The organism is Proteus vulgaris (genome assembly GCF_016647575.1).
Lineage (GTDB): Bacteria > Pseudomonadota > Gammaproteobacteria > Enterobacterales > Enterobacteriaceae > Proteus > Proteus mirabilis_B.
The window spans coordinates 1,015,252-1,036,656 of sequence record NZ_CP032663.1; the positions used below are offsets into that span (position 1 = coordinate 1,015,252).

The following is a 21,405-nucleotide window of genomic DNA, read 5'->3' on the forward strand; positions in this document are numbered from 1 at the left end:
TTTATCCCAGATCGCCGAACCGAACCTGCAAAGCGGTGATTGCGGTGAGCGCTGTTGTTTCAGTTCTTAATACACGAGGACCTAATAAAATATCAGTAAAATGGTGCTCTGCTGTCATGGCGATTTCTTCAGGGGAAAGTCCACCTTCAGGGCCAATCAATAAGCGCACTTTTTTAACAGGTAAGGGTAAGGTATTAATACTTTGGTTAGCCCTAGGATGTAAATTGAGTTTTAAACTACCATCATCTTGAGCACACCATTCTTCTAATGACATCACCGGCATTAATTGTGGGATGCTATTTCTGCCACATTGTTCACATGCCGAGATAATAATTTTTTGCCATTGCTGATGTTTTTTCTCTAAACGGCTAGGGTCAAGTTTAACACCACAGCGTTCTGAGATCAGTGGAGTGATCGTATTAACACCTAACTCAACTGATTTTTGAATAGTAAACTCCATTTTCTCGCCTCGTGAAAGCACTTGTCCTAAATGGAGGTCGAGAGGGGATTCTTTATCATCAACAATGCCTTCATTGATTTGCACAGTGACTGACTTTTTTGTGCTTTCTATGATTTCAGCATCAAATACCTGATTTGAACCATCAAACAGTGCTAGTTTTTGCCCCGTAGACATTCTTAATACACGCCCAACATGATTAGATGCTTCTTCATCTAATGCTGTTTGAGTACCTGCTGTGAGTGGTTCTGGATGATAAATGCGAGGAATACGCATAACGTGAAACCCTTACGTAAAAGATGGTTAACCGTGATAAATAAAATATGTGATATGCATCATACGCATGACATTATGGCATGCAAGTTATCACTTTGCTTTTGTCGTTATTATAGCGTGGATCTTATTGCGTGTTTTGTCGCAAAATTTCATGTTTTCATTGTCATTCTAAAGAAAAATCTCGGCATTAAATGGAGCCTCTTATACAGTAGCTTAACAAGGATAACGATGTATCTAAGGAGTAGATATTTATGCCATTAAGCCGTTGTTTTATAAAAATACCTTTGTTTTCTTTTTTGAATGATTTTCTTGCTTTTATTAAGTTTTGCCTACCTTTTCCATTATTATTTTTGTTAGCTAAAACTCGACGTAAACAACTTACACTGAGTTACATTATCGTTTGTTTATACTGGTTTTTTTCAATTAACTCATTTTCTTTATTGATAATACTTTCAGTATTAAGCTTTTATTTGTTGATGCTCTCTTTCTTTGATGCTGATTATTTTCTTCTGCCTAATACGTTGACTTATTGGCTAATATTTTTAGGGTTATTGTGTAATTACACAGTATATGGATTAATACCTTTCAATCATGCTTTTTATGGTTTTTTAGGTGGTGTTGGACTTTTTTATAGCATCTATTTATGGGGATATTTTATTTGCCAAAAATGTGTTTTAGGTTTTGGTGATGTGAAATTATTTGGTGCTATTGGGGCATGGTGTGGATTTGAAAAATTGCCGTATATTCTTTTGTTGGGCTCTTTTCTCGGATTAAGTGTGTATTGTGCGGTATTAATCGCAACAAAAGATCATATCAAAAAAGTGGCATTTGGCTCTTGCCTTTCATTTTCAACATTAATGGTATTAGGTTTCAATTTTTCATCTTGAAATTATTTCAACTAATTGATTTTTATTTATTTTAAGGGGGTTCGAACTTTTTCTAGATATGTATAAGAAAATAATAAGAATCGAAATAAAGAAGGCAGTGTGCGGAAATTAATCAGCACACTGAAAAGAAGATTATAGGTTTTCTTTTATAAATTGCTGCCAACGTTTTGTATCACCTAAATATTTTTCAACTGGTATCAGGTGGTAACCTTGGTTATCTTCAATAAATAAAGTCGGAAAACCGCGGCCATTAACTTGGGACATTAATTGTTGTGTCTGGCTTAAATGTTGCTGAATTTGTGTTTCGCTAATTTCAGACAGTAAAGATGCAAACTGCTCAACATCAAAACCAAGTTTTTTCACAATAAATAGCAGAGTGTCTTTATCACTGATATTTAAGCCATCAAGGTAATAGGCTTCTTGCAATGCTTTTAGTAAATAAACATCTCGCTTTCCCATTATTTCAGCAACAAGAACGGCTGAAATAGGTAGCAGTGAGTTTAATACCATTTCAGTGTTACCAAGAGCGTCATGATATGCATGACTAAAAACTTGACCTGATAATTGACTAATACGCTCATCAATTGGCGTAACATGCTCTTTCCATGATTGACCACCCGTTACAGCTCTTGCTGGTGTAAACAATCCACCACCATGTAACTTAATGGTATTTGGAAACGTATTGCTTACCGCTTCAATCAGGGGAGCAATGCCGTAGCACCAACCACAAAGAGGATCATAAACATAGTGCAATATTTTAGTACCTTGGGTATTACCTGTATTGCTTGCTACTGAGGCCACTGCATCTCTCCTTTTAGTACTTTTGCACTAAGTTCTAGGCTTGATTTATCTGCTAAATTCTGATGATTTTTTTCTATTGCTGCAATAAATTCATCTGAATTTTTCGTTTTTTCAAGATTTTTCTCAGCCTCAGTTAGGTAATTCATTGTGAAGTCAACGGCTTGTAGATCATACGTTGCTTTTGGTAAATAGTGACCAGGAATAACGGTTTTTGGGGATAGCGATTTTATTTGCTGTAACGAACTAACCCAATGTTGGCGCTCTTCCACAGTTTGAGTATCGGCTAACCAAACATGAATATTTTCAGAGACTAAAACACCACCCATTACTGCATTAAGTTTTGGAACATAAAGGTATGTTCTATCTGGAGATTGTCCATCTAAACCTTTGACTGAAATGGTTTCACCTTCTAGAGAAAAACTATCGCCTTTTAATACTTCAGGAATGATGATTTTCTGAGGGGCATTTTCTTTAAGTACAGGTCCCCAGTAGGCAAGTTTTCCTGCTTGAGTTTCATTAATGGCTTTAATTGTGGGTGCTGTTGCAATCACTTTAGCATTTGGAAATGCATCAGTAATAACATCTAACCCAAAATAAAAGTCAGGATCAGAATGGCTGATATAGATATAAGTCAGATTTTTTCCAGAGGCTTTTATTTTATCAACCAAAGCTTGAGCATCATTTTTTTGAAATTGTGCATCAATTAAAACGGCATCTTTATCGCCATAAATAATTTCAGAAGAAACAGGGAAAACACTCGCTTCTCCTGGGTTATAAATATCTAATGTTAAATCAGTCGCTAATGCTGATGTTGCGAAGAATGCGGTAGTTGCAAGTGTTAAAGGAAGTAATTTTTTCATCTTTTGTTTTCTCCATAATGTTGTTGCTGACTATAATATGTTGCATAAAACAAGAGAAAAACCCTATTTTAGGCAATTGATTGTTGCGTAAATCGAGTAAATCAAATGGATAAAATAAAAGCATCAGAAGTGTTTGTAACTATTGTGAAGCAGGGAAGCATGATAAAAGCTGCTGATTATCTAGGTATGTCTAGAGCTATGGTGACGCGTTATTTAAATGAGATGGAAGAGTGGGCAGGAGTGCGCTTATTGCATAGAACAACACGCAAACAAAGCCTAACATCAGTAGGCGAAATAGTATATGAACAGAGTGTACAGCTATTAGAAATGGCCGAACGTATACCCGCTAATATTCCTAAAGAGCGTCATCAAATCAGTGGGCTTGTTCGTATTACCAGTTCACAATCATTAGCAAACAGTATTTTGTCAGTGGCAATATGTGAATTTATGCAGCGTTATCCTTTAATTGCGGTTGATTTGCAAATTACTAATCAAACCGTGAATTTGGTGGAAGAACGTATTGATATTGCATTGCGTATTACGAATCACCTTGAGCCTAACTTAATCGCACGCTCGCTCGCGACATGTCTTTCTGTGGTATGTGCTCATAAAGATTACTTAGCAAAAAAAGGTATACCTCAAACGCCAGATGAACTCGCTCAGCATCAATGTTTAACTTACCGATTTTTTGGTCGTAGCTTGTGGGAATTTAATTTAGGTGACGAACGTTATTCAGTACCTGTTGGGGGGAATTTAAGCGCAAATGAATCGGTTGTTTTATTGCAAGCAACATTAAAAGGAGCTGGTATATCGTTACAACCTTATTACTCAGCCAAACCTTATATTGAAAGTGGTGAATTAGAACAAATTTTGTCTGACTATCAAGCTCAGCCGATGGGAATTTATGCGGTTTTAGCGAGCCGGCAAAATATGCCCGCAGCCGTTAGAGTATTGCTGGATTTCTTAGTAGAGTGGTTTTCATCATCACCTTATTGGCTTGCTTTATCGGGTAAAAGCTTGGGTTAGCCGTTTAGGATAATCTGATAATATTTCTTTCATTACATCAATAAAATAGGTAACAAGTTGTGATGAAGGGCGATGTGATGGGGTAATTAAGCTGATGGTAAAAGGGATAGTAAAGCTTAAAGGACGAAGGCAAATAGACTTATCTAAGTAATCAAGTGCGGTAATAGGGTTAACAATTGAAATGCCGATATTCTCACTCACCATTGCACAAATAGAGGCGGCACTTTGCGTTTCCATTACTAACTGTCGTGCAATTCTATTTTTAATAAATACGGTATCAATTAATTGTCGGTAGCTATCATTGGCTGACAGGCTAATAAAACGTTCATTTTGAAAATCAGTAGGGTACAACAATGGTTTTTTACACAATGGATGTGACTTGGGTAAAACTGCGACTTCATTGAGTGTAAGTATAGTTTCTTGTCGCGTTCCAGCTGGCGTTTGTGTGTGTTCTACCAATCCTAAATCGTAATGTTGTGCGGATAACCACTCTTCTAATAAAGGGGATTCTTGAGGGACAATAGTTAAATTGACGTCAGGATATTTATCTAGAAATTGTCGGCAGATTGAAGGTAATAATGATTGAGCAAATGCGGGCAAGCAGGTGATATTCAATTCTGCTTGGTTAAAATGACGAATATTTTCAGCAGCGTTAATTATTCTATCTAAACCATAATAAGAACGCTGTACTTCCTCAAAAAAGCGTAATCCTTCAGTTGTGGGCTGTAAGCGGCCTTTTATTCTATCAAATAATTTAAATGCTAATAGATGTTCAAGACGAGATAGCTCTCTACTGACAGTAGGTTGTGACGTTTTCAGTAACTCTGCGGCTTCAGTAAGGTTTTGAGTGGTCATCACTGCATGAAAAATTTCAATATGTCGCCAATTAAAAGGAGCTTTCATCTTGTATTCCTATATCACCGATGAATAGAGTGTAGCTTATTTGATATTTTTATTCCCTTGTAAGTTCATAAATAATGATTTTATTCACCAGTGACTTCTATGAGTAGATAACATGACAACATCAATAACTATGGCTCAATACCAATTAGCACAAACCTATGGAACGCCATTATGGATTTATCAAGGCGATACAATTTCTCAGCGTATTGCCCAGCTTAAATCTTTTGATGTAGTTCGATTTGCTCAAAAGGCGTGCTCCAATATTCATATTTTACGTTTAATGAAAGCACAGGGTGTCAAAGTTGACTCTGTTTCATTGGGGGAGATTGAACGCGCTTTAGTTGCCGGTTATCAAGGTGGCAGAGAAAAAAGTGAGATTGTTTTTACGGCTGATTTACTTGATGAAAGAACCATTGAACGTGTTGTTGAGTTAGATATTCCTGTTAATGCAGGCTCTATTGATATGCTCCGTCAATTAGGTGAGCGTAACCAAGGTCATGCAGTTTGGATAAGGGTTAACCCCGGATTTGGTCATGGGCATAGTCAAAAAACCAATACAGGTGGTGAAAACAGTAAGCATGGTATTTGGTATGAAGATGTGCCAGAAGCGTTAGCTGTGATCCAGCAATATAATCTAACTCTAGTTGGTTTTCATATGCATATTGGTTCGGGTGTTGACTATCAACATCTTGCTAGTGTCTGCGATGCAATGGTAGAGCAAGTGCTTACCTCTCAAGTTGATATTCAAGCGATTTCGGCAGGAGGCGGATTATCAACGCCTTATCAAGAAGGTGATGCAACGGTCGATTTGGATCACTATTTTTCTTTATGGGATAAAGCACGCCAACGTATTGCACAACACTTAGGGCATTCTGTTGAGTTAGAGATTGAGCCGGGACGTTTTTTAGTGGCTGAATCCGGTGTATTGATTTCACAAGTGAGAGCCGTTAAATCAATGGGAAGCCGTCATTATGTGCTGGTGGACGCTGGGTTTAGTGATTTAATGCGTCCTGCAATGTATGGCAGTTATCATCAGATTTCAGTTTTAGACAGTCATGGTCAAATAAAACCAATGACAGAATTACAAGAGACTATTGTGGCAGGTCCGTTGTGTGAATCGGGTGATGTTTTTACTCAGCAAGAAGGCGGTACGGTTGTTCCTCGTTTATTGCCTCAAGCACAGGTGGGCGATTATTTAGTGATCCATGATACGGGGGCGTATGGTGCGTCAATGTCATCAAATTATAATAGCCGACCACTTATTCCTGAAGTGTTGATAACAGAAGGCGTTCCTCAATTAATTCGTCGTCGCCAAACAATAGAAGAGTTATTAGCATTGGAGTTAGATCTCTAATTAATTTTTTGGTCTTAATAGTTTGTTCTTAATAAAAAACACCTCATGACTAAAAGTGATGAGGTGTTTGTGTTCTATCAGGGGAAATATTTCCCTTTATCTCGATTGTTAGGCTGCTTTGTCTGTTTTGACTTTGTCAGTTTTCGGCTTTTTTGCTGGCACCGCCAATGCATCAAAGTCAAATTCATCAACATTGATACTCCGTAAGCGACTCTGTTCTGCTTTACGTAAGATATCAGCTTCTTCTTGAGTTACTCGTTTATCAGCCAGTGCTTTGTCTGCTAATTTATCTAATTGAGTAAAGTTAAATTTCTTCTCATAGAGGCGACAAATACGGTCGAAAATAGGTTCAGCCGCTAAAATATCCAGCAGTGCTTCTTCCATTAAACCATGTGGATTATGCTCGCTTGGTGTTAAGTATTGACCTCTACCAATGCGATCACGGGTTTCAGACGGTTGTTGGATAAGTTGCGCCACTTTGCTATCTAATTTATCTGATGGTAATTTTTGAGCTTTACCCAGTGGGAAAATAATTGCTCGCATAGTGCCAGCAACAGCACGGCTTGGGAAATTGCGTAGCAGTTCGTCAATCGCATTTTCAGCTTGGTATAAACACTCTTTTACGCTCCAATGTACGAGAGGTAAATCGGCGGTATGGCGACCTTCATCTTCATAACGCTTAAGTGCGGCAGATGCGAGGAAGATATGACTTAATATATCACCCAAGCGTGCTGAAATACGCTCACGACGTTTTAAGCTTCCGCCTAAAACACCCATTGAAACATCAGATAACAGCGCCATATTGGCACTCAGACGGTTAATTTGTTGATAATAACGACGAGTTTCATCATTAGTTGGCGAATTACTTAATCGTCCATTGGTGATACCTAACCATAGACTGCGTAAGGTGTTACTTGCCACGTGACCGATATGACCAAATAAAGCACGGTCAAAATCGTGTAGGTTATTGTCTCGTGCCGCTGCAATTTCATCTAATACATAAGGATGGCAACGGATAGCACCTTGACCATAAATGATCATGCTACGAGTTAAAATATTGGCACCTTCAACCGTGATGGCAATTGGAGAACCTTGATAAGAACGTGCGACAAAGTTTGATGGCCCAAGGCTGATCCCTTTACCACCAACGATATCCATTGCATCAATAACGCCACGTTGTGCTCGGTGAGTACAATGATATTTTACGATAGCGGATAATACGGCAGGTTTTTCTCCCAGCATAATACCCGTAGTAATTAAGGTTGCCGCCGAATCTAAAAGATAGGCGTTACCAGCCAGACGAGCTAATGGCTCTTCAATGCCTTCCATTTTACCAATTGGAATTTTGAACTGACGACGGACACGAGAATAAGCACCTGTTGCCATAGCCACACTTTTTAATCCGCCAGTAGAGTTTGAAGGGAGAGTGATACCTCGACCAACAGAGAGACATTCCACCAGCATTCTCCAGCCCTGACCTGCCATTTTTGGTCCACCAATGATGTAATCGATAGGAACAAAAACATCTTTACCACGAGTCGGTCCATTCATAAATGGTACGTTCAGTGGGAAATGACGATGACCGATTTCAACACCTTTGACATCAGTTGGAATTAACGCACAGGTAATGCCTGGGTTTTCGTCATCACTTAATAGATGGTCAGGATCGCGTAATTTAAATGCTAATCCTAATACGGTTGCGATAGGGGCGAGCGTGATATAGCGTTTATTCCATGTTAAACGAAGACCAAGTACTTGCTCGCCTTGCCATTCACCCATACAGACTATGCCACTGTCAGGAATAGCTCCTGCATCGGAGCCCGCTTCAGGGCTTGTTAATGCGAAACAAGGAATTTCATCGCCTTTGGCTAAACCGGGTAAATAGCGTTTTTTCTGTTCATCAGTACCGTAGTGTTGTAGCAGTTCGCCGGGGCCTAAAGAATTAGGTACACCCACGGTGATGGCTAAAATACCAGATACTCCCGACAGTTTTTGCAATACGCGTGATTGAGCGTAGGCTGAAAACTCTAATCCGCCGTACTCTTTTTTAATGATCATCGCAAAGAAGCGATTATCTTTAAGGTATTGCCAAATTTCAGGAGGTAAATCAGCTAATTCATGTGTGATCTCAAAGTCGTTTGTCATACGGCAAACTTCTTCGACAGGTCCATCAAGGAAAGCTTGTTCTTCAGCTGTTAACTGTGGTTTAGGGTAATTATGAAGTTGTTTCCAATCGGGAGCACCACGGAAAAGCTCACCTTCCCACCATGTTGTACCTGCATCAATAGCTTCTTGTTCTGTTTTAGACATAGAAGGCATGACTTTTTGAAATGCTTTAAGTGCAGGTACTGAGATATAGGCTCTACGAATAGAAGGAATAGTAAAGGGTAATAAAACCAATGCAACGGGGAGGAGTAACCAGTAACTCCAAATATTGGCGATACCCATTACTAACGTATAAGCAATAAGTGCGAGGCTACTTACCGCAATACCGAATTTGCGATAACTAAGTACGCCAATAAGAATAATAAAAAGTACGATACTGAGTAGTGTCATAATAAACTCCTGTATTTAGCAAGAGATCAGAGGTCAGACCTGTTGTTTGTTATTTAGATCTAATCCAGTCACTAACTTTTATCAATATATTTACATTCTAATTACAATATAGCTCACAAATTATTCGTAAATGAGAGAAGTTAGCATTTGTCGATAATAGGTATCTTCTTTCATGACATTTAATCCGTTACACTGAGAAACAGAAAATTTCGATTACCCTTTCTGGAGTAAAAATCCTATGTACCAAGATCTTATCCGTGGTGAATTAACAGAAGCAGCAGATACACTCTCTCGCTTTCTTCAAGATGATGCAAATATTGAAGCTATCCAAAAAGCTGCGGTGTTATTAGCAGATTCTTTTAAAGCAGGCGGTAAAGTATTATCTTGCGGTAATGGTGGCTCTCATTGTGATGCAATGCATTTTGCAGAAGAGTTAACCGGACGCTATCGTGAAAATCGCCCTGGTTATCCTGCCATTGCTATTTCAGATGTAAGCCATATTTCATGTGTGAGTAATGATTTTGGCTATGAATATATCTTCTCTCGTTATGTTGAAGCAGTGGGTAAAGAAGGTGACGTTCTGTTGGGTATTTCAACCTCAGGCAATTCAGGCAATATCATCAAAGCAATTAGTGCTGCGCGTGAGAAAGGCATGAAAGTCATTACGTTAACGGGGAAAGATGGCGGAAAAATGGACGGTACAGCAGATATTGAAATTCGTGTACCTCATTTCGGTTACGCTGATCGTATTCAAGAAATTCATATCAAAGTTATCCATATTCTGATCCAATTAATTGAAAAAGAAATGGAAAAATAATTTGTTGATATTGCTATAAATTAGCAATAAACATCGACAAGAAGGAGTGAGCGATGTGTGAGTTGTTAGGCATGAGTGCAAATGTACCGACAGATATTAACTTCAGTCTAAGTGGCTTAATTCCTCGAGGTGGAAAGACAGGACCTCATAAAGATGGATGGGGAATTACTTTCTACGAAGGATTGGGATGTCGTACATTTAAAGATCCTCAAGCCAGCGCAATTTCACCAGTCGCTCGCTTTGTTCAAGAGTACCCGATTAAATCAGAGGCTGTGATCGCTCATATTCGTCAAGCGAATCGAGGTAATGTCTCTTTAGAAAATACCCATCCTTTCACCCGTGAATTATGGGGAAAAAACTGGACTTATGCGCATAATGGTCAACTGAAAGGTTATCAATCTCTTGAGACAGGGCGTTTTCGGGCGATAGGGCAGACAGATAGTGAAAAAGCTTTTTGCTGGATCTTAAATCAACTTGAAAATCGCTATAAACGAACTCCTGTGAATTGGCCTGCTGTATTTCGTTTTATCGCTATTTTAGCCTCTCAATTAAAGCAAAAAGGGGTCTTTAATATGCTGTTGTCGGACGGTCGATTTGTAATGGCATATTGTTCAACTAACTTACACTGGATCACGCGTAAAGCACCTTTCGGCAAAGCAAAATTACTTGATCAAGATGTAGAAATTGATTTCCAGCAACACACACAATCAGATGATGTGGTTTCTGTTATTTCAACATTACCATTGACTGGAAATGAATCTTGGCAGCGTATTCCCGCTGGCGAGTTTGTCTTATTTGATCGTGGTGTGCGTATTCTGTAGCCATTTGCTTTCGCTATTTTGTGATAAGTTAAGGACTGAATTTACACTATTCGATGAAGTCAAAGTGCTATTAACGTAATAACGCCCATCTTGAACAGTAACAGATGGGATTTGTTTGCGCTCTTCAACATATTGGTAGGCTGGCATAAGCTGTTGCCAGAAATCCATATCTTTTGAGTACTGGTGTTTTTTCATATTTTCAGCGGTCATCTTAAATGGAAAAATATGAATATTAATCGTAGATTGGCCTCCTTGTAGCGCCAATTCAGCATACTGATAAATTTCGTCCATTACTGAATCTGTCATTGCATAGCAACCAACTGATTTACATGCCCCGTGGATCATTAAAAAGTCGCCGGTGTATCCTTTTGATTTATCATATTGATTAGGAAATCCTAGGTTAATAGCTCGGTAAAATCGACTGTTCGGATTTAATTGCGAGAAATTGACCTGATAAAAACCTTCAGGGCTTTTTAAATCACCTTGAAACTTTTTAGGTCCAAGACCTCCAGAATAGCTACAAATAGGGTAAGTACGTACTTTTTCTAATTGCCCATCTAATTTTTCCGTATAAAGTTCAAGTAAGCTTTCTTCTTTGAAAATTTGAATATAGATAGGCTCGCCTGTACTTTTTTTAACAGGTTTCATTAGGAAACTTGAACTATTTTCAGCGTTAACTAATAAGGAAGTTAACATTAATGTTAAAAAACTGATTAGTAGTTTTGCGTGACTGGTCATGGTTTTATCAGAAAAATAGCTTAAAATTTGTTGATAAAGTAGATCGTAGATTGCTATGAAGCAATAAATTTGTAAATTAAAATCTGATATGGTTTCTTTTCTTTTACAAAATATTCTGTATGAAATTTAGTCGCTCGTCGAGAAAAATGATATTTTAATTCGGTTTATACGAGTTGTTAACGTTTCAGTCAAAATAATATTCCCATTTGCTTGAGCTAAATCACTCGAATAGTCAGACAGGTTTAGGCTGAGATGATAAAATTCAGTTCGGCAGAATAAGAGAAAATAGTAACAATTATCGGAGATAAATAACTTAAGGTTCAAAAACACCTTAAGATGTTTTTATTACAGAGTCGCTACATTTTCGGGGTGAATTTGTAGCTTAGGGTTTAACTGATAAACTTGTGCAAATCTTATGATTAAAATTAAAAAAGGACTCGACCTCCCAATTGCAGGAGCGCCTGCCCAAGTGATAGAAGACGGACCCGCGATTCGACGCGTAGCATTGCTAGGTGAAGAATATGTCGGTATGCGTCCTTCTATGATGGTTTCGGAAGGTGAGCATGTAAAAAAAGGGCAAATTCTTTTTGAAGATAAAAAGAATGCCGGTGTTGTTTTCACCAGCCCAGCTTGTGGTAAAGTCGTTGCAATTAACCGCGGCGAACGTCGTGTGTTCCAATCTATCGTTATCGAAATTGATGGCGACGAAGAAATTACCTTTAACCGTTATGATAGCTCAACGCTCTCAGACCTGACCCGCGAACAAGTTGAAACTAACCTTGTTAATTCGGGAATGTGGACTGCGTTAAGGACTCGTCCTTATAGCCGTACTCCGCATTTAGGCACAACACCTGTTGCCATTTTCGTCTCTGCAATGGATACAAATCCGCTTGCAGCAGATCCTATGGTTATTATTGAGCAAAATGAGAAGGCATTTAATGATGGCCTTGTTGTTTTAACTCGTTTAACCGAAGGGAAAGTCTATGTTTGTCATGGTGAAAAATCACCGACAAAATTAAATGACGGACAAATTAGCTATAACCAATTTGCAGGCCCACATCCAGCAGGATTAGTCGGTACGCATATCCATTTCTTAGAACCTGTTAGTACTAAGAAAATGGTTTGGCATTTAAATTATCAAGATGTTATTGCTATTGGTTATCTGTTTACAACAGGTTCTTTATATACAGAGCGTGTTGTTGCATTAGCTGGCCCTCAAGTAAAAGCACCTCGTTTAGTGCGTACTCGTTTAGGGGCTGATCTCTATGAGTTAACTAAAGATCAATTAGTTGATGGTGAAAACCGCATTATTTCTGGCTCTGTATTATGGGGATGGAAATCTGATGAGGCTCATCACTATTTAGGTCGTTTCCATAACCAAGTTTCTGTATTACGTGAAGGTCGTGATAAAGAGTTATTTGGTTGGGGTATGCCGGGTAGCGATAAATTTTCTATCACTCGTACCACTATCGGTCACTTCTTAAAAAATAAACGCTTTGCATTCACAACTACTATGAATGGTGGCGAACGTTCAATGGTACCAATTGGTAACTATGAGCGTGTGATGCCGTTAGACATTATGGCAACGCATTTATTACGTGATTTAGTTGTAGGTGATACTGACAGTTCTCAAGCATTAGGTTGTTTGGAATTGGATGAAGAAGATTTGGGATTATGTACTTATGTTTGCCCAAGCAAATATGAGTATGGCCCAGCACTGCGCCAAGTATTGACCAAAATTGAGCAGGAAGGGTAACTCATGGGTTTGAAAAATTTATTTGAAAAAGTAGAGCACCATTTTGAGCCCGGTGGCAAATTAGCAAAATGGTACGTACTTTATGAGGCAGTGACCACGGTATTTTATACGCCAGGTACTGTCACGCGTAATGGCGGTCATGTTCGTGACACTATTGACCTAAAACGCATGATGATCTTAGTTTGGTTAGCCGTTTTCCCAGCAATGTTTTGGGGAATGTATAACGTAGGTCATCAAGCGATCCCTGCACTTAATCAGTTATATAGTGGTGCTGAATTACAGCAAATCATTGCTTCAGATTGGCACTATCGCCTTGCTGAATTCCTCGGCGCATCATTAACAACAGATGCGGGTTGGGCAAGTAAGATGCTACTTGGTGCAACTTACTTCTTACCTATTTATCTAGTTGTTTTTGCGGTTGGCGGATTTTGGGAAGTTCTTTTTGCCTTTATTCGTGGTCATGAAATTAACGAAGGCTTCTTTGTAACATCAATCTTATTTGCCTTAATCGTACCGCCAACATTACCACTTTGGCAGGCTGCATTAGGTATTACGTTTGGTGTTGTTATCGCGAAAGAAATCTTTGGTGGGACAGGACGTAACTTCTTAAACCCAGCATTGGCAGGTCGTGCATTTCTGTTCTTTGCTTATCCGGCTCAAATTTCAGGTGATTTAGTTTGGACTGCGGCTGACGGTTTCTCTGGTGCAACACCATTGTCACAATGGTCTGTATCGGGTGAAAGTGCATTAGTAAATACCGTCACTCAACAACCTATCTCTTGGATGGATGCTTTCCTTGGATATATTCCAGGGTCGATCGGTGAAGTTTCAACGCTGATGATTTTAATCGGTGGTGCTGTCATTCTTTTTGCTCGCATTGCTTCATGGCGTATTGTCGCTGGGGTAATGGTGGGCATGATTGCAATGTCATACCTGTTTAACCTCATCGGTTCAGATACCAATCCTCTCTTCTCAATGCCTTGGCACTGGCACTTAGTATTAGGTGGTTTTGCTTTCGGTATGATGTTTATGGCAACAGATCCAGTATCCGCATCGTTTACTGATAAAGGTAAATGGGCTTACGGTATTTTGATTGGCGTAATGGCTGTGCTTATTCGTGTCGTCAATCCGGCTTACCCAGAAGGTATGATGCTGGCAATCTTATTCGCAAACTTATTTGCACCACTGTTCGATTACGTGGTTGTTCAGGCGAATATTAAGCGGAGAAAAGCTCGTGGCTAAAGAGAAAAACAAAGATAGCGTCGCAAGAACGTTCCTCGTTGTATTTATTCTATGTCTAGTGTGTTCCGTGGTAGTAGCAGGAGCCGCTGTTGGACTGAAGTCTAAACAAGAAGAGCAAAAACTTCTTGATAAACAACGTAATATTCTTGATGTTGCGGGTCTGCTCGTACCTAAAATGAGTGCGACAGATGTACTGAAAGTGTATGACACTCGTATTAAAGCAAAAATTGTTAATTTCCAGACAGGTGAACTGACTGATAGCAAAGGCAATTTTGATTTAAACGCTGCATTACGTAGTGATGATACTTCCATTGCATTATCTCCAGCCGACGATGCAGCTAAAATTCGTCGACGTGCAAATACCGCAGAAGTGTACTTTGTTCTTGATGAACAAGGCAAAACCACAGAAGTCGTTTTACCAGTTTATGGTTCTGGCTTATGGTCTGTGATGTATGCATTTATTGCGGTTGATATTGATGGTGTGACTTCTAAAGGTATTACCTATTATGCTCATGGTGAAACGCCAGGCTTAGGTGGTGAAGTTGATAACCCTCAATGGAAAGCACAGTGGAAAGGTAAGCGCTTAATTAATGAAGAAGGCGTACCTGCAATTAAAATTGTGCGCAGCGGCGCAGCGGCTGGTAATCCTTATGGCATTGATGGACTTTCTGGTGCAACACTGACCTCAAATGGTATCCAGCATATGTTCGATTTCTGGTTAGGTGAAAAAGGTTTCGGCCCATTCCTGAAAAAAGTTCGTGAAGGAGAGATCAATGGCTGATACAAAAGAAATTAAACGAGTTTTACTTGGGCCATTGTTAGATAACAACCCGATTGCCTTACAGGTATTAGGTGTGTGTTCTGCATTGGCGGTAACAACAAAACTTGAAACCGCATTAGTGATGACAATAGCGGTAACTTTGGTTACTGCATTCTCAAGCTTCTTTATTTCACTAATTCGTAATTACATACCAAGTAGTGTTCGTATTATTGTTCAAATGGCGATTATTGCTTCATTAGTTATCGTTGTTGACCAAATACTACAAGCTTATGCGTATGAAATTTCTAAGCAACTATCTGTTTTCGTTGGTCTTATCATTACTAACTGTATTGTAATGGGTCGTGCTGAAGCTTATGCGATGAAAGCACCTCCTGTTGAAAGCTTTATGGATGGTATTGGTAACGGCTTAGGATACGGCGTTATCTTGATCCTTGTTGGTTTTTTACGTGAACTCTTTGGTTCTGGTAAATTATTCGGCATTACAGTAATGGAATCTGTCCAAAATGGTGGCTGGTATCAGCCAAACGGTTTATTCCTGTTAGCACCAAGTGCGTTCTTTATTATTGGCTTGCTAATTTGGGGATTACGTACATTAAAACCTGCACAGGTTGAAGAGGACTAATCGCCATGGAACATTATATAAGCCTGTTTGTTCGTGCTGTTTTTATTGAGAATATGGCGCTCGCATTCTTCTTAGGGATGTGTACATTCCTCGCTGTTTCTAAAAACGTAAAAACCGCTTTTGGATTAGGTATCGCTGTTACCGTTGTTCTGGGTCTTTCTGTACCGTTGAATAACTTGGTTTACAACTATGTGTTACGTGATAATGCATTGATGGAAGGTGTTGATTTAAGTTTCTTAAACTTTATCACTTTCATTGGTGTGATTGCGGCACTGGTACAAATCCTAGAGATGATTTTAGACCGTTATTTCCCTGCGCTGTATAACGCACTAGGGATCTTCTTGCCACTTATTACCGTTAACTGCGCCATTTTCGGTGGTGTGTCATTTATGGCACAACGTGACTATAACTTTAGTGAATCTATTGTTTATGGTTTCGGCTCTGGGATTGGTTGGATGTTAGCCATCGTATTACTGGCTTCTATTCGTGAGAAAATGAAGTACGCGGATGTACCGGCAGGTATGAAAGGGTTAGGCGTTACTTTTGTCACCACAGGGTTGATGGCATTAGGTTTCATGTCCTTCTCTGGTGTTCAGCTATAAAGGGTGAGAAGAACTCATGGATATAATTATTCTAGGTGTCGTGATGTTTACCCTGATTGTATTGGTATTAACAGCGTTGATTTTGTTCGCAAAATCAAAACTGGTCAATACAGGGGATATTTCAGTTGAGGTCAATGGAGACCCAGAAAAAAGTTTTGATGCACCAGCAGGTGATAAATTACTTAACGTATTATCAAACGAAGGTATTTTTATTTCATCAGCTTGCGGTGGCGGTGGCTCTTGTGGTCAGTGCCGCGTTAAAGTGCTGGAAGGTGGCGGTGATATTTTACCGACAGAACTTTCGCATATTAACAAGCGTGAAGCTAAAGAAGGTTGTCGTTTAGCATGTCAGGTAAACGTAAAAAACAACTTGAAATTAGAATTACCAGAAGAAATCTTTGGTGTTAAAAAGTGGGAATGTGAAGTTATCTCAAATGATAATAAAGCTACTTTCATTAAAGAATTAGTGTTAAAAATCCCTGAAGGTGAGGTTGTACCTTTCCGTGCTGGTGGATTTATTCAAATCGAATGTCCTCCTCATACGGTACGTTATGAAGATTTTGATGTACCAGAAGAGTATCGTGAAGATTGGGATAAATTTAATTTATTCCGTTATGTTTCTGACGTTAAAGAAACCACTGTACGTGCTTATTCAATGGCGAACTACCCTGAAGAGCATGGCATCATCATGTTAAACGTGCGTATTGCAACACCTCCGCCACGTAATCCTGATGTGCCACCAGGAATTATGTCATCGTATATTTGGTCATTAAAACCGGGCGATAAAGTGACAATTTCAGGACCATTTGGTGAATTCTTTGCTAAGAAAACCGATGCTGAGATGATCTTTATTGGTGGTGGTGCAGGTATGGCGCCAATGCGTTCACATATCTTCGACCAATTGAAGCGCTTACATTCTAAACGCAAAATCAGCTTCTGGTATGGTGCACGTTCTGTTCGTGAAATGTTCTACACTGAAGATTTCGATATGCTTGCAAAAGAAAACGAAAATTTCACATGGAATGTCGCACTTTCAGATGCATTACCTGAAGATAATTGGACTGGCTATACTGGATTTATTCACAATGTGTTGTTTGAGAATTACCTCAAAAATCATCCAGCACCAGAAGATTGTGAATTCTATATGTGTGGACCGCCAGTGATGAACGCAGCAGTTATTAAAATGCTCAAAGATTTAGGCGTTGAAGATGAAAACATTATGCTGGATGACTTTGGAGGTTGATCCTAACGTCCGATAAAGCATAAATGAATGAAATGACAAGCGCCCACTAATGTGGGCGCTCATGATCAGAAGAGAGAGTTATGTTAAAAAGAAAGATGATAAATTGGATAGTGATGCTGTCTGCATTAGTTCTATTATCTGCATGTGGTGAAAAACAGCAGGTATTAGAAGGCGAAACCATGGGAACTTATTACTCGATTAAATATGTTCCGGATAGTAATTCACCTCCACAAAACGTCTTACAAACAGAGATTGATCGTATTCTTGAAGAAGTTAACGATCAAATGTCAACATATCGTCCTCATTCTGAACTCAGTCGTTTCAATCAAAGCCGTGAAATTAATACTCCATTTCCTGTTTCACCGGCAACAGCAAAAGTAGTCAGTGAAGCTATCCGCATTAATAAAATGACTGATGGTGCTTTAGATGTGACTGTGGGGCCGTTAGTGAATTTATGGGGATTTGGTCCAGAAGGTCGATTTACGCATCAACCTTCTGAAGATGAATTAGCAAAACGTAAACAGTGGATTGGAATTGATTATCTTGCTGTTGAAGGTAATTCGTTAATTAAGAAGATCCCTGAACTTTATGTTGATCTCTCTTCAATTGCTAAAGGCTATGGTGTTGATGCTGTAGCTGAATATTTAATTTCACAGAATATCACTAACTATATGGTTGATATTGGTGGTGAAGTAAGAACCCAAGGTGTGAATGGTAATGACAAGCTTTGGCGTATAGCGATTGAAAAACCGGCAAATGATGGCACGAAACAGAGTGTTCAGTTAATTATTGAACCGGGTGATAACTCAATTGCCACTTCTGGTGACTATCGTAACTATTTTGAAGAAAATGGTGTTCGTTTTTCTCATACTATTGACCCAACCACAGGTCACCCTATTAAACATAACCTTGTTTCTATCACTGTGATTGTACCAACTTGCATGAGTGCTGATGGTCTTTCAACAGGGTTGAATGTTTTAGGGCCTGAAAAAGGGTTAGCAGTAGCAAACGAACTAAATATTCCTGTCTTTATGATAGTGAAAACTGAAAATGGGTTTGAAGAGCGTTATAGTAAAGCGTTCGCCCCATTCTTGAAAAAGTAGAATTTAAGGAGAGAAGGTTATGTTAAAAATATTTCTATTTGCCTTCATCTTATTCTTGATTGCCTTCTTTGGTATGGCGTTAGGCTATATTGTAAAACGTAAAAGCCTTCAAGGTAGCTGTGGCGGTTTAGGTGCTATGGGCATAGAGAAAGAGTGTGATTGCCCCGAACCTTGTGATGCACGTAAAAAACGTATGGCAAAAGATGCAGCAAGAGAAGAATTACTTAATAAAAATAGAATTCTTTAAGTAAGATATAAGAATAAGAAAAAGAGTGATGTATATATTTACATCACTCTTTTTTATTTCTTTCTAAGAAAACTAAGATAAAAGCGAGGGCGCTTACTCTTTTCTAAATGCTTTCATATTTGCGGGTGAATCAACCATAACTGCATCAGCACCCAATTCAGTGGCTTGAATATAGTCTTTCTCTGTGTTGATCCCAAAAAGGACAATATGAGCATTGCCACCAGCACGAAAACAAGACATTGCATCTTTATCCCAACTCAGAACTGAAGCGGAACGCGCTTCTCCTAATGTGTACTTCTCAACAACCTCGACTTTGCGGTGAAGCTCAAGTCCGTACCAACGAGTAATATCTAAATTTTCAGGTAACAGGCAAACATGGCTCATTGTGATATTGGCTAAAATATCACGAGTGATATCACGGCTTTCAAAACGTTGTACATTAGTCGGTAAGGCATCAAGAAATGCGGTATTTGTAGAATAAACGCGAGTTCTATCCAGTGCGTTATGATTACGAAGTACGGTTATTAATGCTTCCCCTTGGATTGCTGGATCAGCATCTGGGGATTTTAGATCAAGATAAAATTGTGTTGTGGGGAATAGAGTTAAGATCTCATCCAATGTGGGAATGGTGACACCTTTATTTCGATAAGGAAATTGCTGAGCTTCACCAAATTTATAGCCGGCATCCCATTGCTTCAGTTGTTGTGCAGTAAATTCAGAAACACTACCTTGCCCATTCGTTAAGCTTTTTAAATCGCTAGGGCGATAAAGGACAGGAATATTATCTTTCGATAATTGAATAGTGATCCAAATTGCATCAGCTTGATTAGAGAGCGCTGTTCTTATAGCAATTTCAGTATTTTCAGGGGCATCAGCTGTGCCACCACGATGTGCGATAATTTTAGGAGATGCCATAAGGATTACAGAATAAAAAAAGAGAGAAATAGCGATGAATAACTTGATCATGAAAAATTATTTCCTTGTTTTATATATAGTTACAAAACAATATTTAAAATTAATGTAATTAATCAACGAGCAAAAACAATCTATCATCACTTTGTGACAATTCTATAAATAAACAGACTAATTCAGATTTTTATGAGAAATACACCTCAATAGAGGGAGATAAGAGCGAATAAAAATTGTAGTTAATATTTGCTTACTGTATATTTAAACAGTAAATAAAGTGAGGTGATTGTATGCGTAAAATTATTCATGTTGATATGGATTGTTTTTATGCTGCGATTGAAATACGAGATAATCCAGCACTAAAAGAGATCCCAATTGCGGTTGGAGGCAATGCTTCTAGTCGAGGTGTGATCTGCACGGCGAATTATCCCGCTCGTCGTTTTGGTGTTCGTAGTGCTATGTCAACAGCAACAGCGTTGAAGTTATGTCCTCACTTAAAAGTGCTACCCGGTAGGATGGCTCTCTATAAAGAGACATCAGCAAAAATACGTCAAATCTTTTCTCGTTATACTCACCTTATTGAACCTCTTTCACTCGATGAAGCTTATCTTGATGTCTCTGACAGTAAGCATTGTCATGGCTCAGCAACGTTGATGGCTCAAGAAATTCGCCAACAAATTTTTGATGAGTTAAATCTCACGGCATCTGCAGGTATTGCACCGATTAAATTTCTTGCAAAAATTGCCTCTGATATGAATAAACCAAATGGACAATTTGTTATTACACCAGAGCAAATCGATGATTTTATTTTAAAATTGCCACTTAATAAAATACCCGGTGTAGGTAAGGTAACATTTGCTCGTTTGCAAGAAATGGGATTAGAGACTTGCGCTGATATTCGTCGCACCGATGTCATTTCTTTGGTAAAAGCGTTTGGAAAATTTGGTCAAAATTTATGGGAACGTAGTCATGGCATCGATGAACGTGAAATTAACCCAGATAGACTTCGAAAATCAGTCGGAGTTGAGCGTACTTTTGCCTCAGATATTAATTCTTGGGATGATTGCTTGGCATTACTTGATGGATTATATAGCGAATTAGAAAGACGATTAACAAAAGTTAAACCGGATCTAAGGATAGCAAGGCAAGGCGTTAAATTAAAATTTGATGATTTTCAATTAACGACACAAGAGCATACTCACCCTATTTTAGAGAAAGCTGATTTAATTAATATTGCCTACCAAGCATGGCATGAGCGTCGAAATGGCAGAGGTGTGCGTTTGATCGGATTTCATGTCACCTTGCAAGATCCACAAATAGAACGACAACTTCTTTTAGCGCTATAAAAATTAAAAAAACCATAGCCGATCAACAGATTGACTATGGTTAACGCAGTTAATGTAT

21 protein-coding genes are annotated in these 21,405 nt (G+C 38.8%); 14 read left to right on the forward strand and 7 right to left on the reverse strand.

Annotated features, from left to right (window positions below; genetic code table 11):
- Nucleotide 1 precedes the first annotated feature (1 nt).
- On the reverse strand, nt 2-733 hold the full coding sequence (gene rsmE / locus D7029_RS04655; RefSeq protein ID WP_165125430.1) for a 16S rRNA (uracil(1498)-N(3))-methyltransferase: 732 nt from the start codon (nt 731-733) through the stop codon (nt 2-4).
- 251 nt (nt 734-984) lie between these two features.
- On the opposite strand from rsmE, the gene D7029_RS04660 reads away from it, so the two are divergent.
- Nucleotides 985-1,620: an A24 family peptidase gene (locus D7029_RS04660; RefSeq protein ID WP_194951987.1), complete on the forward strand. Its 636-nt coding sequence runs from the start codon at nt 985-987 to the stop codon at nt 1,618-1,620.
- A 132-nt stretch (nt 1,621-1,752) separates the two neighbouring features.
- Here the strand turns inward: D7029_RS04660 and D7029_RS04665 are convergent, their stop codons facing one another.
- Nucleotides 1,753-2,421 (reverse strand): DsbA family protein, encoded by a 669-nt coding sequence (locus tag D7029_RS04665; RefSeq protein WP_194951988.1) that lies wholly within the window; start codon nt 2,419-2,421, stop codon nt 1,753-1,755.
- Entirely contained in the window at nt 2,409-3,281 is an 873-nt protein-coding gene (locus tag D7029_RS04670; RefSeq protein WP_194951989.1) for an MBL fold metallo-hydrolase, read from the reverse strand. The genes D7029_RS04665 and D7029_RS04670 overlap by 13 nt, the downstream gene beginning before the upstream one ends.
- A 105-nt stretch (nt 3,282-3,386) precedes the next feature.
- Here D7029_RS04670 and D7029_RS04675 point away from each other — a divergent pair, with 105 nt between their 5' ends.
- Nucleotides 3,387-4,307, forward strand: coding sequence for a LysR family transcriptional regulator (locus D7029_RS04675; RefSeq protein ID WP_194951990.1), 921 nt, complete (start codon nt 3,387-3,389; stop codon nt 4,305-4,307).
- Here D7029_RS04675 and D7029_RS04680 read toward each other — a convergent pair.
- The gene (locus D7029_RS04680; protein WP_194951991.1) at nt 4,284-5,210 is read right to left on the reverse strand and encodes a LysR family transcriptional regulator; all 927 of its coding nucleotides are present in this window, start codon (nt 5,208-5,210) and stop codon (nt 4,284-4,286) included. The two genes, D7029_RS04675 and D7029_RS04680, sit on opposite strands and share 24 nt — an antisense overlap.
- Nucleotides 5,211-5,322: 112 nt before the next feature.
- On the opposite strand from D7029_RS04680, the gene lysA reads away from it, so the two are divergent.
- Nucleotides 5,323-6,564, forward strand: coding sequence for a diaminopimelate decarboxylase (lysA, locus tag D7029_RS04685; RefSeq protein WP_194951992.1), 1,242 nt, complete (start codon nt 5,323-5,325; stop codon nt 6,562-6,564).
- Between the two features lie 108 nt (nt 6,565-6,672).
- Here lysA and fadE read toward each other — a convergent pair whose 3' ends face one another.
- Nucleotides 6,673-9,120, reverse strand: coding sequence for an acyl-CoA dehydrogenase FadE (fadE, locus tag D7029_RS04690; protein ID WP_194951993.1), 2,448 nt, complete (start codon nt 9,118-9,120; stop codon nt 6,673-6,675).
- 238 nt (nt 9,121-9,358) lie between these two features.
- Between fadE and lpcA the strand changes: the two genes are divergently transcribed.
- Complete coding sequence (gene lpcA, locus D7029_RS04695) at nt 9,359-9,937, forward strand: D-sedoheptulose 7-phosphate isomerase (protein ID WP_006534804.1); 579 nt, start codon at nt 9,359-9,361, stop codon at nt 9,935-9,937.
- Between the two features lie 53 nt (nt 9,938-9,990).
- On the forward strand, nt 9,991-10,758 hold the full coding sequence (locus D7029_RS04700) for a class II glutamine amidotransferase (protein ID WP_075672373.1): 768 nt from the start codon (nt 9,991-9,993) through the stop codon (nt 10,756-10,758).
- On the opposite strand, the gene D7029_RS04705 is transcribed toward D7029_RS04700, so the two are convergent.
- Nucleotides 10,729-11,496, reverse strand: coding sequence for a L,D-transpeptidase family protein (locus D7029_RS04705; RefSeq protein WP_194951994.1), 768 nt, complete (start codon nt 11,494-11,496; stop codon nt 10,729-10,731). The two genes, D7029_RS04700 and D7029_RS04705, sit on opposite strands and share 30 nt — an antisense overlap.
- A 415-nt stretch (nt 11,497-11,911) precedes the next feature.
- Here D7029_RS04705 and D7029_RS04710 point away from each other — a divergent pair, with 415 nt between their 5' ends.
- The 8 genes from D7029_RS04710 (at nt 11,912) to nqrM (ending at nt 19,092) form a co-directional block, all read left to right on the forward strand.
- On the forward strand, nt 11,912-13,252 hold the full coding sequence (locus D7029_RS04710; protein ID WP_194951995.1) for a Na(+)-translocating NADH-quinone reductase subunit A: 1,341 nt from the start codon (nt 11,912-11,914) through the stop codon (nt 13,250-13,252).
- A 3-nt stretch (nt 13,253-13,255) separates the two neighbouring features.
- On the forward strand, nt 13,256-14,494 hold the full coding sequence (locus D7029_RS04715; RefSeq protein WP_099075142.1) for an NADH:ubiquinone reductase (Na(+)-transporting) subunit B: 1,239 nt from the start codon (nt 13,256-13,258) through the stop codon (nt 14,492-14,494).
- A complete protein-coding gene (locus D7029_RS04720; RefSeq protein WP_194951996.1) occupies nt 14,487-15,275 on the forward strand; it encodes a Na(+)-translocating NADH-quinone reductase subunit C in 789 nt (262 codons plus the stop codon). The genes D7029_RS04715 and D7029_RS04720 overlap by 8 nt, the downstream gene beginning before the upstream one ends.
- The gene (locus D7029_RS04725; protein WP_088493503.1) at nt 15,268-15,897 is read left to right on the forward strand and encodes an NADH:ubiquinone reductase (Na(+)-transporting) subunit D; all 630 of its coding nucleotides are present in this window, start codon (nt 15,268-15,270) and stop codon (nt 15,895-15,897) included. The genes D7029_RS04720 and D7029_RS04725 overlap by 8 nt, the downstream gene beginning before the upstream one ends.
- A gap of 5 nt (nt 15,898-15,902) precedes the next feature.
- Nucleotides 15,903-16,499 (forward strand): NADH:ubiquinone reductase (Na(+)-transporting) subunit E, encoded by a 597-nt coding sequence (gene nqrE / locus D7029_RS04730; protein ID WP_006534792.1) that lies wholly within the window; start codon nt 15,903-15,905, stop codon nt 16,497-16,499.
- A 16-nt stretch (nt 16,500-16,515) separates the two neighbouring features.
- Nucleotides 16,516-17,742 (forward strand): NADH:ubiquinone reductase (Na(+)-transporting) subunit F, encoded by a 1,227-nt coding sequence (gene nqrF / locus D7029_RS04735; protein WP_194951997.1) that lies wholly within the window; start codon nt 16,516-16,518, stop codon nt 17,740-17,742.
- Nucleotides 17,743-17,822: 80 nt separating this feature from the next.
- Nucleotides 17,823-18,845, forward strand: a complete 1,023-nt coding sequence (locus tag D7029_RS04740) for an FAD:protein FMN transferase (protein ID WP_102949400.1) — start codon at nt 17,823-17,825, stop codon at nt 18,843-18,845.
- A 19-nt stretch (nt 18,846-18,864) separates the two neighbouring features.
- Complete coding sequence (gene nqrM / locus D7029_RS04745; protein ID WP_023580998.1) at nt 18,865-19,092, forward strand: (Na+)-NQR maturation NqrM; 228 nt, start codon at nt 18,865-18,867, stop codon at nt 19,090-19,092.
- Nucleotides 19,093-19,185: 93 nt separating this feature from the next.
- Here the strand turns inward: nqrM and D7029_RS04750 are convergent, their stop codons facing one another.
- Nucleotides 19,186-20,058, reverse strand: coding sequence for a glycerophosphodiester phosphodiesterase family protein (locus tag D7029_RS04750; RefSeq protein ID WP_194951998.1), 873 nt, complete (start codon nt 20,056-20,058; stop codon nt 19,186-19,188).
- A gap of 233 nt (nt 20,059-20,291) precedes the next feature.
- Here D7029_RS04750 and dinB point away from each other — a divergent pair, with 233 nt between their 5' ends.
- Nucleotides 20,292-21,347 (forward strand): DNA polymerase IV, encoded by a 1,056-nt coding sequence (dinB, locus tag D7029_RS04755; RefSeq protein WP_194951999.1) that lies wholly within the window; start codon nt 20,292-20,294, stop codon nt 21,345-21,347.
- The last annotated feature ends 58 nt before the right edge of the window (nt 21,348-21,405 follow it).

Coding starts and splice junctions, on each gene's coding strand:
- D7029_RS04750 (WP_194951998.1), bottom strand. CDS start 20,058: ATGATCAAGTTATTCATCGCTATTTCTCTCTTTTTTTATTCTGTAATC.
- D7029_RS04675 (WP_194951990.1), top strand. CDS start 3,387: ATGGATAAAATAAAAGCATCAGAAGTGTTTGTAACTATTGTGAAGCAG.
- D7029_RS04705 (WP_194951994.1), bottom strand. CDS start 11,496: ATGACCAGTCACGCAAAACTACTAATCAGTTTTTTAACATTAATGTTA.
- lpcA (WP_006534804.1), top strand. CDS start 9,359: ATGTACCAAGATCTTATCCGTGGTGAATTAACAGAAGCAGCAGATACA.
- nqrF (WP_194951997.1), top strand. CDS start 16,516: ATGGATATAATTATTCTAGGTGTCGTGATGTTTACCCTGATTGTATTG.
- fadE (WP_194951993.1), bottom strand. CDS start 9,120: ATGACACTACTCAGTATCGTACTTTTTATTATTCTTATTGGCGTACTT.
- D7029_RS04710 (WP_194951995.1), top strand. CDS start 11,912: ATGATTAAAATTAAAAAAGGACTCGACCTCCCAATTGCAGGAGCGCCT.
- lysA (WP_194951992.1), top strand. CDS start 5,323: ATGACAACATCAATAACTATGGCTCAATACCAATTAGCACAAACCTAT.
- D7029_RS04700 (WP_075672373.1), top strand. CDS start 9,991: ATGTGTGAGTTGTTAGGCATGAGTGCAAATGTACCGACAGATATTAAC.
- D7029_RS04660 (WP_194951987.1), top strand. CDS start 985: ATGCCATTAAGCCGTTGTTTTATAAAAATACCTTTGTTTTCTTTTTTG.
- D7029_RS04680 (WP_194951991.1), bottom strand. CDS start 5,210: ATGAAAGCTCCTTTTAATTGGCGACATATTGAAATTTTTCATGCAGTG.
- D7029_RS04670 (WP_194951989.1), bottom strand. CDS start 3,281: ATGAAAAAATTACTTCCTTTAACACTTGCAACTACCGCATTCTTCGCA.
- D7029_RS04725 (WP_088493503.1), top strand. CDS start 15,268: ATGGCTGATACAAAAGAAATTAAACGAGTTTTACTTGGGCCATTGTTA.
- D7029_RS04715 (WP_099075142.1), top strand. CDS start 13,256: ATGGGTTTGAAAAATTTATTTGAAAAAGTAGAGCACCATTTTGAGCCC.
- dinB (WP_194951999.1), top strand. CDS start 20,292: ATGCGTAAAATTATTCATGTTGATATGGATTGTTTTTATGCTGCGATT.
- D7029_RS04740 (WP_102949400.1), top strand. CDS start 17,823: ATGTTAAAAAGAAAGATGATAAATTGGATAGTGATGCTGTCTGCATTA.
- nqrM (WP_023580998.1), top strand. CDS start 18,865: ATGTTAAAAATATTTCTATTTGCCTTCATCTTATTCTTGATTGCCTTC.
- nqrE (WP_006534792.1), top strand. CDS start 15,903: ATGGAACATTATATAAGCCTGTTTGTTCGTGCTGTTTTTATTGAGAAT.
- rsmE (WP_165125430.1), bottom strand. CDS start 733: ATGCGTATTCCTCGCATTTATCATCCAGAACCACTCACAGCAGGTACT.